The sequence below is a fragment of the Arthrobacter sp. 05L428 genome, assembly GCF_056397665.1.
Window position 1 is genome coordinate 319,436 of the sequence record NZ_JBFTNW010000001.1, and the last position, 14,391, is coordinate 333,826.

Annotated in this window: 14 protein-coding genes and 1 tRNA gene; 12 read left to right on the forward strand and 3 right to left on the reverse strand. The window is 66.9% G+C overall.

From position 1 onward, the window contains the following. Positions 1 to 44: 44 nt before the first annotated feature. Both AC1DH3_RS01560 and AC1DH3_RS01565 read left to right on the forward strand, forming a co-directional pair. Positions 45 to 1,409 (forward strand): ATP-binding protein, encoded by a 1,365-nt coding sequence (locus AC1DH3_RS01560; RefSeq protein WP_476892112.1) that lies wholly within the window; start codon positions 45 to 47, stop codon positions 1,407 to 1,409. Beyond that, positions 1,406 to 2,095 (forward strand): LuxR C-terminal-related transcriptional regulator, encoded by a 690-nt coding sequence (locus AC1DH3_RS01565; RefSeq protein ID WP_476908454.1) that lies wholly within the window; start codon positions 1,406 to 1,408, stop codon positions 2,093 to 2,095. The genes AC1DH3_RS01560 and AC1DH3_RS01565 overlap by 4 nt, the downstream gene beginning before the upstream one ends. Before the next feature lie 81 nt (positions 2,096 to 2,176). On the opposite strand, the gene AC1DH3_RS01570 is transcribed toward AC1DH3_RS01565, so the two are convergent. After that, positions 2,177 to 3,394, reverse strand: a complete 1,218-nt coding sequence (locus tag AC1DH3_RS01570) for a pyridoxal phosphate-dependent aminotransferase (RefSeq protein ID WP_476892113.1) — start codon at positions 3,392 to 3,394, stop codon at positions 2,177 to 2,179. 288 nt (positions 3,395 to 3,682) lie between these two features. Here AC1DH3_RS01570 and AC1DH3_RS01575 point away from each other — a divergent pair. The 10 genes from AC1DH3_RS01575 to AC1DH3_RS01620 all read left to right on the forward strand — a co-directional run bounded on the left by AC1DH3_RS01575 (position 3,683) and on the right by AC1DH3_RS01620 (position 12,350). Beyond that, positions 3,683 to 3,755 (forward strand) — tRNA-Trp (locus AC1DH3_RS01575). A 79-nt stretch (positions 3,756 to 3,834) separates the two neighbouring features. Then, positions 3,835 to 4,119 (forward strand): preprotein translocase subunit SecE, encoded by a 285-nt coding sequence (gene secE, locus AC1DH3_RS01580; protein WP_056738571.1) that lies wholly within the window; start codon positions 3,835 to 3,837, stop codon positions 4,117 to 4,119. Positions 4,120 to 4,231: 112 nt separating this feature from the next. Next, on the forward strand, positions 4,232 to 5,038 hold the full coding sequence (gene nusG / locus AC1DH3_RS01585; RefSeq protein ID WP_441417023.1) for a transcription termination/antitermination protein NusG: 807 nt from the start codon (positions 4,232 to 4,234) through the stop codon (positions 5,036 to 5,038). Positions 5,039 to 5,168: 130 nt separating this feature from the next. Further along, positions 5,169 to 5,600 carry a 50S ribosomal protein L11 gene (gene rplK / locus AC1DH3_RS01590; protein WP_003803853.1) on the forward strand — a complete coding sequence of 144 codons (432 nt, stop codon included), beginning with the start codon at positions 5,169 to 5,171 and terminating at the stop codon, positions 5,598 to 5,600. A 188-nt stretch (positions 5,601 to 5,788) separates the two neighbouring features. Then, on the forward strand, positions 5,789 to 6,496 hold the full coding sequence (rplA, locus tag AC1DH3_RS01595) for a 50S ribosomal protein L1 (RefSeq protein WP_441417024.1): 708 nt from the start codon (positions 5,789 to 5,791) through the stop codon (positions 6,494 to 6,496). A gap of 95 nt (positions 6,497 to 6,591) precedes the next feature. Further along, the gene (locus tag AC1DH3_RS01600; protein WP_476908455.1) at positions 6,592 to 7,704 is read left to right on the forward strand and encodes a GNAT family N-acetyltransferase; all 1,113 of its coding nucleotides are present in this window, start codon (positions 6,592 to 6,594) and stop codon (positions 7,702 to 7,704) included. 148 nt (positions 7,705 to 7,852) lie between these two features. Further along, a complete protein-coding gene (locus AC1DH3_RS01605; protein WP_441417026.1) occupies positions 7,853 to 8,971 on the forward strand; it encodes a GNAT family N-acetyltransferase in 1,119 nt (372 codons plus the stop codon). A gap of 291 nt (positions 8,972 to 9,262) precedes the next feature. After that, positions 9,263 to 9,862, forward strand: a complete 600-nt coding sequence (gene rplJ / locus AC1DH3_RS01610) for a 50S ribosomal protein L10 (protein ID WP_441417027.1) — start codon at positions 9,263 to 9,265, stop codon at positions 9,860 to 9,862. A 75-nt stretch (positions 9,863 to 9,937) separates the two neighbouring features. Further along, positions 9,938 to 10,312, forward strand: a complete 375-nt coding sequence (rplL, locus tag AC1DH3_RS01615; RefSeq protein ID WP_441417028.1) for a 50S ribosomal protein L7/L12 — start codon at positions 9,938 to 9,940, stop codon at positions 10,310 to 10,312. A gap of 205 nt (positions 10,313 to 10,517) precedes the next feature. Continuing rightward, positions 10,518 to 12,350 carry a bifunctional metallophosphatase/5'-nucleotidase gene (locus tag AC1DH3_RS01620; protein ID WP_476892116.1) on the forward strand — a complete coding sequence of 611 codons (1,833 nt, stop codon included), beginning with the start codon at positions 10,518 to 10,520 and terminating at the stop codon, positions 12,348 to 12,350. Between the two features lie 108 nt (positions 12,351 to 12,458). On the opposite strand, the gene AC1DH3_RS01625 is transcribed toward AC1DH3_RS01620, so the two are convergent. Further along, complete coding sequence (locus AC1DH3_RS01625; protein WP_441417030.1) at positions 12,459 to 12,971, reverse strand: aminoacyl-tRNA deacylase; 513 nt, start codon at positions 12,969 to 12,971, stop codon at positions 12,459 to 12,461. Continuing rightward, on the reverse strand, positions 12,971 to 14,170 hold the full coding sequence (locus AC1DH3_RS01630; protein WP_476892118.1) for an acetyl-CoA C-acetyltransferase: 1,200 nt from the start codon (positions 14,168 to 14,170) through the stop codon (positions 12,971 to 12,973). The genes AC1DH3_RS01625 and AC1DH3_RS01630 overlap by 1 nt, the downstream gene beginning before the upstream one ends. Positions 14,171 to 14,391: the final 221 nt, after the last annotated feature.

A 14,391-nucleotide genomic window follows, 5' to 3' on the forward strand; every position in this document is an offset into this window, starting at 1 on the left:
CGAAAACGGCTCCGGGAAACCCCGGTCCGTGTTTGGATTGACCCATGACGACAGCCGTTTCCCGCCCGCCGCTGGTCCGCAGCAGCGACCGCGTGATCGCCGGCGTCTGCGCGGGCCTGGCCCATCATCTGGGCTGGCCGGTGCGGATGGTCCGGATCGGCATGGTGGTGGCGGCGCTCGCGGGCGGCGCCGGGGTCGCGTTCTATGCCTGGCTTTGGATCATGGTGCCCACCGCGGACGAGAACTCTAAGCGCAACGCCCGTCAGCCGGCGTCGCCGATCGCTCCCGCGGTGAGCGCGCCCGCGGTAGGCGGTCCCGCGGTAGGCGGGGGGAGCGGCGTCGGCGTGGATGCCGGCGCCGGCGTCCCGGCAGGGGCCTGGCGGACGCGGTTCCCGGGCATGCCGTACGGCAAGGAAATCCTGCTCGGCGCCGGGCTGCTGCTGGCGGCCGGCATCCTGATCGCCCGGCTCTTTGGCCTGGACGTGCCGCTAGGCACACTTATCCCGGTTGCCGCGATCCTGGGCGGCGCGGCCATCGCCTGGATGCAGCTGGATGAAACGCGGCGGGCCGGCCTCGTGGACAAGACCAAGGCCGACCAAGCCGGGGGCTGGGCAAGGCTCGCGGCCGGGCTCGCCCTGGTGGTGGCCGGGGTGCTGCTGATGGTGTCCGGCTCGGGCTCCTGGGAGCAGACCTGGCTCGCGCTGCTGGCCTCCGTGGCCGTCCTGGGCGGCGTGGCGCTGGTGCTGCTGCCCTGGGGCCTGAAGTTCTGGCGTGATCTGGAGGCCGAGCGCGCCGGCCGGGTGCGTGCCACCGAACGGGCCGAGATCGCCGCCCACCTGCACGACTCCGTGCTCCAAACGCTGGCGCTGATCCAGCGTCGCGCCGCCAACGAGCACGACGTCGTCCGCCTCGCCCGCGCCCAGGAACGGGAGCTGCGGGGCTGGCTCTACCGCGACCCCGGGCCGGACTCGGGCCAGCTCTCCGCCGGGCTCAAGGCTGCCGCCGCGGACGTCGAGGACTCCCTGGGGCACGCCGTGGAAGTCGTGACCGTGGGGGACTGCGCCATGACAGAACGCCGCGAGGCCCTCGTCCAGGCAGCCCGCGAGGCCATGCTCAACGCGGCCCGCCACGGCGGCGGCGCCGTCTCGGTGTACCTGGAAGTCACCGATGACGCCGCCGAGGTCTTCGTCAAGGACCGGGGGCCGGGGTTCGATCCGGGCGCGATCCCCGCCGACCGCCTGGGCGTCCGGGAATCCATCATCGGCCGGATGCGGCGCCACGGAGGCACCGCCGCCATCGCCAGCGGCCCCGACGGTACCGAGGTGCGGCTCAGGCTGCCGCTCGCTGCCACCACCAACAACACAGCCGCCGGCAACGGCACCAGAACCAACGGAGAGGACCAACCATGAGCACCCAGCCCTTGGCCAGCAGCGGGGCCGGGACCCCTCCCGTGGCCACGCGCGTGGTGATCGTCGATGACCACGCCATCTTCCGCTCCGGGTTGAAGGCCGACCTGGATCCCGGCATCCTCGTGGTCGGCGAGGCGGGCACCGTAGAAGAAGCCGTCGCCGTCATCGCCGAGGCGCGTCCCGACGTCGTGCTGCTGGACGTCCATCTTCCTGGCGGACTGGGCGGCGGCGGACGCGAGGTCCTGGCCGGCTCCGCGGCGCTGCTGGGCAGCACCAGGTTCCTTGCGCTGAGCGTTTCGGATGCCGCCGAGGACGTCGTCTCCGTAATCCGCGCCGGAGCGCGGGGCTACGTCACCAAGAGCATTTCAAGGGCGGGGATCAGCGACGCGGTGCGCCGCGTGGCGGGCGGCGACGCCGTCTTCTCACCCCGGCTGGCGGGCTTTGTCCTCGACGCCTTCGGCACCGCCCCGGCGGACATCGCCGACGACGAACTGGACCGGCTGTCGGCCCGCGAACTTGAGGTGATGCGGCTGATCGCGCGGGGCTACAGCTACAAGGAAGTGGCCAAGGAGCTGTTCATCTCGATCAAGACAGTAGAAACCCACGTCTCGGCGGTACTGCGCAAGCTCCAGCTCTCCAGCCGGCACGAGCTGACCCGCTGGGCCGCGGAGCGCCGCCTCCTCTAACCCTAAGATGCTCCTTCACATAGGGTCCCCAAGCCGGCGGCTTGGGGACCCTATGTGAGAGAGCATCAGAGGTTCGGGCCGCTACTTGGCCTTGCCGAGGAAGTCCTGGAGGCGGCCGACGCCGGTGGCGAGGTCCTCGTCGCCCAGTGCGTAGGACAAGCGCAGGTAACCGGAGGGGCCAAAGGCCTCGCCGGGCACGACAGCGACTTCCACCTCGTCGAGGATCAGCGCGGCGAGTTCGGCCGACGTCGAAGGCCGGACCGGGCCGTTCGCGGTGGGGAACTCCTTGCCCAGCAGCCCCCGGACGTCGGCGTAGACGTAGAAGGCGCCCTTGGGCGTGGGGCAGTCCACGCCCTCGATCGCGTTGAGCCCGGCCACGATGGCCTTCCGGCGGCGGTCAAAGGCCACCTTCATCTCATCGACCGCCGTGAGCGGGCCGGAAACTGCCGCGAGGGCAGCGATCTGCATGATGTTGGAAACGTTGGAGGTGGCATGCGACTGCAGGTTGGTGGCGGCCTTGATGACGTCGGCCGGGCCGATCATCCAGCCCACCCGCCAGCCGGTCATGGCGTAGGTCTTGGCGACGCCGTTGAGGATGACCACCTTGTCGCCGAGCTCGGGGACGGCCGTGGCGATCGAGGTGAAAGGCACGCCGTCGTACGTCAGGTGCTCGTAGATCTCGTCGGTGACCACCCAGAGGCCCTTGGCGGCCGCCCACTGGCCGATTTCGCGGACCTGCTCCGGGGAGTAGACAGCGCCGGTGGGGTTGGACGGGGAGACGAAGAGCAGGATCTTGGTGCGGTCCGTGACGGCCGCTTCCAGCTGCTCCACCGTGACCAGATAGCCCTGTTCCGGGCCGGCGAAGACCTCCACCGGAACGCCGCCGGCCAGCCGGATCGCCTCCGGGTAAGTGGTCCAGAACGGCGCAGGGACGATCACTTCGTCGCCCGGATCCAGCAGCGTGGCGAAGGTGTTGTAGACAGCCTGCTTGCCGCCGTTGGTGACGAGCACCTGGGATGCCTCGGCCTTGTAGCCGGAGTCCCGGAAGGTCTTGTCCGCGATGGCCTGCTTCAGCTCGGGCAGCCCGCCGGCGGGGGAGTACCGGTGGTACTTCGGCTGGCCCGCGGCCTCGATGGCTGCCTGGACGATGTAGCCGGGAGTCGGGAAATCGGGTTCGCCGGCGCCGAAGCCGATCACCGGCCGGCCGGCCGCCTTCAACGCCTTCGCCTTGGCATCGACAGCCAGTGTGGCGGATTCGGCTATGGCGGAAATGCGCTGGGAAATGCGGGCGGCAGGCATTGCGGGTCCGTTCTTCGCGTTCAGCTCGTGGCTGGATGAGGGGATTCGACGAAATCTACTCTATGCTGTTCAGCGGATCCTCCGGGGTGCCGGGTATGAATGTGACCCAGAGCGGGAAAGCGGCTTTCGGGTCCGCCGTTTCCGCAGGCAGCCAGGGGTCCGGACGGAGCCGGTTCGACGTGGACGCAGTTGTTGCGTAGACTGGTTCTCCGGTGTTGAAAACACGATGATGGCGTGCGCCTCAGGGAAGCCTGCGGAAATGCGCGGTCTGACCGGTTTTCGATCCATAGGGTAGTGGCGCAATTGGTAGCGCAGCGGTCTCCAAAACCGCAGGTTGCAGGTTCGAGTCCTGTCTGCCCTGCGCAAGCTGTTCCGGGGTTTATCGGAACCAGCGCAGCAACCATGGTTCAGTCCAGAGCCGGGTATCCGACATCGCGAGGATGAGTGAGGATCAGGTGACCGAAACAGCTGCCAGCAGCTCCAAAGGCCGCCCCGCCAAGAATGCCCCTAAGGCAGGATTCTTCGCTCGGATTGCACTCTTCGTCCGCCAGGTCATCGGTGAACTGAAGAAAGTCGTTGCACCCACCCGCAAGGAACTGATCAACTACACGCTCGTGGTGCTGGTGTTCGTGGTCATCATGATGGTGATCGTCACCCTGCTGGACCTGGCCTTCGGGACCGGAGTGAGCTGGGTATTCGGCGGAACAGGCGCCACGGACCGCTAAGGCGACCGGTCCGCAGACTGCGTGGACCTCCGGGAAACCGGAGCTTCCGCGGGGTGTGCGGAATTGAGTCATTTAAATAGGCATGTTAGGCAATGAGGAAGCAGGAGACCAAGTGTCTGAGCAGGAGCTCGAGGTAACTGAGACTGAGCTGGATAAGAGCCAGGACGCCGCGGCGGAAGCCACGGAAGAGTCCGAGGCTGTGTCTGCTGCGCCCGAATCCGACGCCGCCGATGAGACTGCTGACGAGGCCGTAGCTGCCGAGGAAACCGGAACCGGCGAGGAAGGCGACGCCCTCGCGGCTGCCGCCGCCGCGGCCGAGGTCGACCCCGCCGACGAATTCAAGGCCAAGCTGCGCCGCCAGGAGGGTGACTGGTACGTCATCCACTCGTATGCCGGCTACGAAAACCGCGTCAAGGCAAACCTTGAGACCCGCATCCAGACCCTGGACATGGAAGATTACATCTTCGAAATCCAGGTCCCGATGGAGGAAGTCGTTGAGATTAAGAACGCTCAGCGCAAGGTCATCAACCGCGTCCGCATCCCCGGCTACGTACTGGTCCGCATGGACCTGACCGACGCCTCGTGGGGCGCCGTCCGCCACACCCCCGGCGTCACCGGCTTCGTGGGCAACGCCCACAACCCCGTGCCGCTGCGCCTCGACGAGGTCTTCTCCATGCTCGCCCCGGTCTTCGAAGAAGAGCAGGCCGAGAAGGGCAAGCCGGTCAAGCACGCAGCCGCCGCGGTCGACGTCGACTTCGAGGTCGGCGAATCCGTTATCGTCAAGGAAGGTCCCTTCGAGACCCTCCCCGCCACGATCTCCGAGATCAAGGTGGATTCGCAGACCCTCGTGGTGCTGGTCTCCATCTTCGAGCGCGAGACCCCGGTCACGCTGGCGTTCAACCAGGTCAGCAAGATCTAGCAACACCGACAGAATTCGCCCCGGGCTGCCCGCTTAGCAGCCTTGGAGCGGCAGGCCGCCTCGCCATGGCGGCCAACAACCTGAGGCACGCTCCTGTGTCCCAGGACGTAATTGAGAGAAGGACCCTACATTGGCTCCCAAGAAGAAGGTCACCGGCCTCATCAAGCTGCAGATCCAGGCAGGTGCCGCTAACCCGGCCCCGCCGATCGGTCCTGCGCTTGGCCAGCACGGTGTCAACATCATGGAATTCTGCAAGGCGTACAACGCTGCGACGGAAGCCCAGCGCGGCAACGTTATTCCGGTTGAAATCACCGTCTACGAAGACCGTTCATTCACGTTCATCACCAAGACCCCGCCGGCTGCAGAGCTCATCAAGAAGGCTGCAGGCGTCGCCAAGGGTTCGGCTACCCCGCACACCGTCAAGGTTGCGAAGCTGACCCAGGCCCAGGTCAACGAGATCGCCTCCACCAAGATGGAAGACCTCAACGCCACCAGCCTGGAAGGCGCCGCGAAGATCATCGCCGGCACCGCCCGTTCCATGGGTATCACCGTCGAGGGTTAATTCCCCCACCGCTGATGCGGCGCCGGGTCCGGGAAACCGAAACCGACGACGGACAGCACCGCCGGGCGACCGGCACCACCTAAACATTGAAATGTCGGGAACCAGGAACGGATCAACCGTTCGGCATCCGACTGTGGCAGGGCCCAGCGCGGTCCGCAGACCACAACTGCACAAGGAGAATAAGCAGCATGGCAAAGCGCAGCAAAGCATATGAGGCAGCCGCCGCCAAGATCGACGCGGAGAAGTTCTACGCGCCGTTCGAGGCAGTGACCCTCGCCAAGGACACCAACCCGTCCAAGTTCGACGCCACCGTTGAGGTCGCGTTCCGCCTCGGTGTCGACCCCCGTAAGGCCGACCAGATGGTCCGCGGCACCGTCAACCTGCCGCACGGCACCGGCAAGGTCGCCCGCGTCCTCGTCTTCGCCACGGGCGACAAGGCTGAGGCCGCAATCGCAGCCGGCGCCGACTTCGTCGGTTCCGACGACCTGATCGAGAAGATCTCCGGCGGCTGGACGGACTTCGACGCCGCCGTCGCCACCCCTGACCTCATGGGCAAGGTTGGCCGCCTCGGTAAGGTCCTCGGCCCGCGCAACCTGATGCCGAACCCGAAGACCGGCACCGTGACCGCTGACGTCGCCAAGGCTGTCAACGACATCAAGGGCGGCAAGATCGACTTCCGCGTCGACAAGCACTCGAACCTGCACTTCATCATCGGCAAGGTTTCCTTCGACGCCATCAAGCTGGCCGAGAACTACGCAGCCGCTCTGGAAGAGGTCCTTCGCCTCAAGCCGTCCGCTTCCAAGGGCCGCTACATCCAGAAGGCCACCGTCGCCACCACGTTCGGCCCGGGCATCTCGGTTGACCCCAACGTCACCAAGGTCCTGACCGAGGTCTAATCCCCTCCCGGATTGCCGTAGTAAGCAGCGAAAAGACCGTCCCGCGTCCGCGGGGCGGTCTTTTCTGCATTCCGGACCCCGGTTAGGCTGTCCCGGTGACTCCAGCGACGTACCTCATCGAACCCCTGACCCTCCCGGAAACCATCGACGCCCCGGACGCCGCGGACTTCCACGAATTCGGTCGCCTCTGTGACGCGCTGACCCTCGAAACCTGGGGAAGCCTGGACCGGGCGACGGCGCCCCCGGCGCGGCTGCGCTTTTGGCGCGACAACGCCTACACCCGGATGCGGATCTTCTTTGTCCGCGTTGACGGCCGGATGGCGGCGAAGTCCTGGATCCGCTTCGAGCAGCAGGAGAACCTTGGCCGGGCACTCCTGCACGTCGCCGTGCTCAGGGCGTATGCCGGCCGCGGGATCGGCCGGGCGCTGCTGCAGCACGCTGAGGAGCTGGCCGCCGCTGACGGCCGCAGCGTCCTGATGAGTTTCACGGAACACCCGGCGGACTTCGACGCCGACGGCCCGGACGTGATCGCCCCGCTGACCGGGACCGGCGCCCTGCCGGCGGCGGCCCGCGGCGTTCGTTTCGCCGCGGCGGCAGGCTACCAGCTCGAGCAGGTGGAGCGGTTCAGCAGCCTGGATCTCGCTGCCGCGGCGCCGGCGCTGGACGGCCTGGAGCGGGACGCGCGGACCAGGGCCGCCGGGTACGAGCTGCTGACCTGGACGGACCGCTGCCCGGACGAACACGTGGAGCAGCTTGCCGTGCTGATGTCACGGATGAGCACGGACGCGCCCACGGGAGGCCTCAGCTTTGACGAGGAAACCTGGGACGCCGCACGCGTCCGGCATGTGGAGGACACTTGGAAACAGGCCGGCAACGTCTCGCTCGTGGCTGCGGCCCGGCACCGGGAGAGCGGCGCACTGGCCGCCTACTCCGTCCTCGAGCTGGCGCCCAGCAAGCCGTGGCTTGCCGAGCAGGATGACACCTTGGTGGCCGCCAACCACCGCGGCCACCGCCTGGGCATGCTGGTCAAGATCGCCAACCTCCGCCGTCTGGCGGACTACCCCCGCGTCGAACGCGTCGCCACCTTCAACGCCGCCGAAAACGACCACATGTTGGCCATTAACGTGGCCCTCGGCTTCCGTCCGGCCGGCTGGGATGGGGAATGGCAACGCTCCGTCACGTCCGGGACAGCAGCGTCGTCCCAGTGACCCCGCCTGCATCGAGGCTGCCCGCAAACATCCCGGTGCCGGCCATGGAATGCGGACCCAAACGGGCATATGCTGACGCTTGAAAGCCCGGCGCGGGCCGGGCAACGCATGGGGCGGTAGAGCATTGGGCGGCAGGATGGCTGGGAACATGCCCGCTAAGGCATACGAGGTACGGGTCGAGCAGCTCTGGATCCCGGATTCGCTGGACGGACCGGATGCAGCAGATTTCCTTGCCGCCGTCGAAGTAGGGCGGAAGGTCCGGATGCAGACGTGGGGGAGCGATGACCTGGCCTACGCGCCGCTGGAGAAGCTGCTGGAATTGGCGGACCCCTATGAACGCCAGGTGATCCTGGTGGCCAAGGTCGACAACCAGATCGTCGGAACCGTGGATATTGCCCTGCCGCTCGCGGACAACCTGGACCTGGCCGAATTCACCCTCGACATCCTGCCGGAGTTCCAGGGCCGCGGCGTGGGGCGGCAGTTGCTGGAAGCCGCGGAGCACCTGGCCCGGGAGGAGGGCAGGCGCATCATCCTGATCGACACGAACCACCCCGGCGCGACGCTCGCCGACAGCAAGGCAGGGCAGCTGATTCCCGGTACCGGGATGGGGTTCGTGCCATTGAACAGCCGGGAGGTGGAATTCGCGCAGCACACCGGCTACACCCTGCAGCACATCGAACAGTTCAGCTCCTGCACCCTTCCGCTGGACAGCAAGCTGGTCGCCGAGCTGCAGGCCGAGGCGGAAGAAGCCAACGCCGGACGTTACCGGCTGCACCACTGGACGGACCGCTGCCCGGAGCAGTGGCTCGAGGCTGTCGCCGCGCTGGAGAACCAGGCCGGAGAGGATGGTATCCCCGGCGCCGACGACGGGGCTCTGGTGTTCGACGGCGGCATCCTCCGTGAGGCGGAGGACGTCGCCATCGCGCAGGGACGCCGGACGGTGGTCACCGCCGTCGAGCACATCGCCAGCGGAACGCTCGTGGGGTTGACCACCATCAGCGTCCTGGCCCTGCGCCCCGACGTCGTCTTCCAGGACGACACCGTTGTGCTGCGCGAGCACCGCGGCAACAAGCTTGGCCTGCTGATCAAGGTGGCGAACATGGAAAGGCTGACCGAACAGTTCCCGGACGCGCGTGTGCTCTATACCTGGAACGCTCCGGAAAACCGCTACCTCCTCACCGTCAACCAGCAGCTCGGGTTCACCACCGCGGGCGTGACGGGCATCTGGCAAAAGGAGCTGCCGGACTTCCGGCCCAGTGTCAGCTGAGCCGATTTGGAGCACACGGTGCCCTTCCCGTAAGCTGATGGGACCAAAGACCGTCGGTTGTTGGAAATCCACTCTCCCAAGCAAGGCTCAATTCTGCAGCTGCGCCGGGAGGGCCAGTGGATCTCCAGACGAAGGACCCTGACATAGGGCGGCCGGCGCAGGTGAACGAAGCAAAGCTCCGCGGCATGATCGCGTTGAGCCAAGCCCCGTGCATCTGCGCGGGGCGTTTTTAGTTTTAGCTCATCCGAGCGGGGACCCGGACAAACCGGCACTATCCCCGGAAGGAGGGTTATGGCAACGCCTAGCAAGGTTTCAGCAGTAGCTGAGATCACTAACGATTTCAAGGAATCGAACGCCGCTGTCCTGACCGAATACCGTGGGCTCACCGTTGCACAGCTCAAGCAGCTGCGTGTTTCTCTCGGCCAGGAAACCAAGTTCTCGGTCGTCAAGAACACCCTGACCGCAATTGCAGCCAAGGAAGCTGGTGTCGAAGCATTCGACGGTCAGCTCGCCGGCCCCACTGCAATCGCGTTCATCAAGGGTGACGCAGTTGCCGCTGCCAAGAGCCTGACGGATTTTGCCAAGGCCAACAAGCAGCTGGTTATCAAGACCGGTTACTTCGAAGGCAAGGCACTGAACGCCAGCGAAGTTGCTGCCCTGGCAGCACTCGAGTCCCGTGAGCTGCAGCTCGCCAAGGTTGCAGGCGTCCTCAAGGCTCCTGCTGCCGCTGCTGTACGCATCATCGACGCACTGCGCCTCAAGCTTGAAGAAGAGAACGGTGCACCGGCAGCTGCCGAAGCGCCCGCCGCTGAAGAAGCAGAAGCCCCCGCAGCCGAGGCTAACGCCGAAGCCGCAGCTCCGGCCGAAGCCGCAGCTGCCGAAGAGAACTAACTCTCTTTCAAACCAGACTCCGGTGCGAAGGCACGGCCCCGGCCGCCAAGCACCACTATAGGAAGGACGCCAACCATGGCGAAGCTCACCAACGAAGAGCTCATTGAAGCTTTCAAGGAACTGACCATCATCGAGCTCTCCGAGTTCGTCAAGCTCTTCGAAGAGACCTTCGAAGTTACCGCTGCTGCGGTTGCTGTTGCTGGCCCCGCCGGCGGCGCCGCTGAAGAGGTTGAAGAGAAGACCGACTTCGACGTCATCCTCGAAGCTGCTGGCGACAAGAAGATCGCAGTGATCAAGGAAGTTCGCGCCATCACCTCCCTCGGCCTCAAGGAAGCCAAGGACCTGGTCGACGGTGCACCGAAGGCTGTCCTCGAAGGCGCCACCAAGGAAGCTGCAGAGAAGGCCAAGGAGCAGCTCGAGGCTGCCGGCGCCACCGTTACCCTCAAGTAACACTCTCAGCTCCGGAAGGCATTCAGCTTTCCAGCTTCGGGAAACCCCGTCCACTCCGGTGGGCGGGGTTTCCTGCGTTCCGGGTCGGATACGGCCCAGGTGAACCTTTTGTAAATGATTGGGGGCTCTCCTTTTCAGGAGCGTGCGCGGCCCCTAGACTTTGGCTCTGTGCCGACCGGCCGCCAAACCCTGAGGAGTCCACCCAATGACCGATCCGAATCCTTCGTTCTCCCGCCGCGCCATGCTCACCGCGGCCTTCGTCGGCGGCAGCGCTGCCGCTGCCGCCCTCTCCGGCGCCCCGGCGGCCCAGGCCGCGCCGGCCAACGGGAAGAAGCAGTTCCAGCTGACCGTGCTCGGCACCACCGACCTGCACAACAACGTCTTCAACTGGGACTACTTCAAGGACGTGCCTTATTCGGACAACGCAGGAAACAAGATCGGCATCGCGCAGGCCGCCACCCTGATCAAGGCGGTCCGGGCAGAACGCGGCGCCGGCAACACCCTCACCATCGACTCCGGGGACACGATCCAGGGCACGCCGCTGGCCTACTACTTCGCCAAGGTCAACCCCATCTCCGACACCGTCAAGCACCCCATGGCACTGGCCATGAACGCCGTGGGCTACGACGCCGTCGCGCTCGGCAACCACGAATTCAACTACGGCATCCCGTTGCTGCGGACCTGGGAAAAGCAGCTGGATTTCCCGCTGCTCGGCGCGAACGTGCACGACGCCGTCACCGGCCAGCGCGCTTTCACCCCGTACATCCTCAAGCGCGTCAAGACCGGGAACGGCTGGCTGACCGTGGGACTCGTCGGCTTCGTGACCCCCGGCTGCGCGCTCTGGGACCGCGACAACGTCCAGGGCAAGCTCGACTTCAACGGGATCGTCGAGGAGGCCAAGACCGTCATCCCGCAGATGAAGGCGGCCGGAGCCGACGTCGTCATCGTCTCCAGCCACTCCGGTGCGACGCCGGGCTCTTCCTACGGCGATGCGCTGCCGTTCCCCGAGAACGCCTCCACCCAGCTCGCCGAGGAGGTCCCCGGGATCGATGCGATCCTCGTCGGGCACGCCCACCTGGAGATTCCGGAACGCTTCGTCACCAACAAGGCCACCGGCCGGCAGGTGCTCCTGACTGAACCCCTCAAGTGGGGGATGCGCGTCGCCGTGATCGACCTGCAGCTCGCCAAGGACCGGGGGCAGTGGAGCGTCGTCTCGGCGCACTCCCACCTCCTCGACGCCAAGACCGTCGATGCCGACGCCGCCGTCGTCAGCGCCGTGCAGGCCGGCCACCAGGCGACCGTGAAGTACGTGAACCAGGTGATCGGCACGTCCACCGCGCCGCTGAGCACGGCGACCGCCTGCTGGGGCGACTCGGCCGCGATCGACGCGATCAACTATGTCCAGGCGAGCACTATCAAGGCGGAGCTGGCCAACGGGCCGGCAGCCGGGCTCCCGGTGCTCTCCATCGCGGCGGCGTTCTCGCGGGCGGTGGACGTCAAGGCGGGCCCGCTGACCATCCGCGACGTGGCCGGGCTGTACATCTTCGACAACACGCTGTTGTCCATCAAGGTCACCGGCGCCCAGGTCAAGGCCTACCTCGAATGGTCCGCGCAGTACTTCAAGCCGGTCTCCGGCACAACGGCCAGCGCCCAGGACGTCACGAACGCGGCCACCGCGATGGCGCCGAACGGCACCCCGGACTATAACTACGACGTCGTCTACGGCCTGGACGCCCCGCTGGACTACGAGATCGACCTCGCCCGCCCGGTGGGGGACCGGATCATGAACCTGACGTACGGCGGGGCGCCCGTCCCGGCCGGCCAGGAATTCGCGATGGCGATCAACAACTACCGGCAGAGCGGCGGAGGGAACTTCCCGGCCGTGAAGACCGCGCCGGTGCTCTCCAACAGCCAGCAGGAAATCCGGCAGCGCATCATTGACTACGTCGTGGACCTCGGCACCCTGGACGCGGCCGTATTCAGCCAAAGCAACTGGCGGCTCACAGTCAACGGGGCGCCGCTGACCGTCACCGCCTGATTCCTACGGACCCTTCCGCCGGAAACAGCAACGCGGGGTCACCTCTCGCCCATCCTTTGGCCTCGGATGGGCTGGAAGTGACCCCGCGTTGGTTTTAACCCGGGTGTATTAGACGGCCGGCATCGGCTCGGTGATGTCCGCGACGACGGCGCCAAGCGCCGCGGTGAGCGCGTCGGCGTCGACGAACGCGCTGTAGCCGTGTTCGCCGGCGCCCATCGAAATCCGCCGGCCGGTGATGGTGCTGTCCGCGTAGACCGGCCACGGGGAGGTGCTGCCGAGCGGGGTGATCGTGCCGCGCTCGTAGCCGGTCGCCGCGAGGGCGACGTCGGCGCCAGGCAGCGAGAGCTTGTTGACGCCGACCAGCTGGCGGAGCTTGGGCCAGGAGATCTGGCGGTCGCCGGGAACGAGGGCGAAGAGGAAGCTGCCGTCCTTGTGTTTGACCACGAGTGACTTCACGATGTCGCCGGGGGCGATCCCGAGGATACCGGCGGCCTCCTCCAGGCTGCTGGCGGCCAGCCGCTCAACCAGCTCCACCTCAAGTCCGCGCGCGGCGGCGTCGGCGAGGAAACGCTTCCTGCCGGCACCGCCGCCGCGGTCCTGGCCCGAGACGAGCTCGCTCATCAGTCGCGGTACAGCAGCAGGGCTTCGCCCTGGCCGCCGCCGCCGCAGAGCGACACGGCGGCCTTGCCGGTGCCGCGCCGCTTCAGCTCGTGGGCCGCGTGCAGGGCCAGCCGGGCCCCCGAGGCGCCGATCGGGTGGCCCAGGGCGATGGCGCCGCCGTGGATATTGCACTGTTCCAGCGGGTAGTCCAGGTCCTTGAGCGACTGCACGGCCACGGAACCGAAGGCCTCGTTGATCTCGATGAAGTCCAGGTCCCCGGTGGACCAGCCGGCCTTGTCCAGTGCGTTCTTGATCGCATTTGAGGGCTGGGAGTGCAGCGAATTGTCCGGTCCGGCGACCTGCCCGGGCTTGCCGACGACGGCCAGGTAGTCCAGGCCGTGGTCCTCGGCGAACTTCCGCGAGGTGAGGACCAGGGCCGCGGCGCCGTCGGAGAGCGGGGAGGAGTTGCCGGCGGTGATCGTGCCGTCCGTGGCGAAGGCGGCGCGCAGGGCCGCCAAGGATGTGACGGAGGTGTCCGGGCGGATCCCCTCGTCGGTGCCGACCACGATCGGGTCGCCCTTGCGCTGCTTGACGCTGATCGGGGCGATTTCGCCGTCGAACACCCCGTCCTTCGCCGCCGTGGCGGCGCGCTGGTGCGATGCCGCCGCCACTTCGTCCTGGGAGGTGCGGTCGATGCCGAGCGTGACGTTCTTGCTCTCGGTGGACAGGCCCATCGACTGCCCGTCGAAGGCGTCGGTGAGGCCGTCGTGGGCGGCGGCGTCGAGTGCCTGGACCGAGCCGTAGGTCCAGCCCTGCCGCGAGCCGGGCAGCAGGTGCGGCGCCCGGCTCATGGATTCCTGGCCGCCGGCGACGACGACCGTGGCGTCGCCGCTGCGGATCATCCGGGCCGCGTCGATCACGGCGGTGAGGCCGGAGAGGCAGACCTTGTTGATGGTGACGGTGGGGACGTTCCAGCCGATGCCGGCGCCGATGGCGCTCTGCCGGGCCGGGTTCTGGCCCGCGCCGGCCTGCAGGACCTGGCCCATGACCACCGAGTCGACCTGGTCCGGCTTCACTCCGCTGGCGGCCAGGGCCGCCCGGATCGCGTGGGCGCCGAGTTCGACGGCGGTGAAGCTGGCCAACTGCCCGTTGAGCCGCCCCTGCGGGGTGCGGGCGGCGGCGAGGATGACAACATCATTGTTGTCCGCGGAGTTGCTCATGGTTATCTCTTCCGATCTCTAACGATGTCCTCCAAGGCTATCGTGAGCCCCATCACGGAGCCATTCCGCGGAATCGTCCCGGCTGTGGGTGGGCCCGCGGCGAGGCCGTGGGGGAGCGGGGGCCGTGCTTGCATTCACGCCGCAAGTGGGGTAGACAAGTAGGTTGCTTTGCCGTATCGTAGATATTTGCGTCTTCCCTGTTTACCTTCAGCCTTCATATA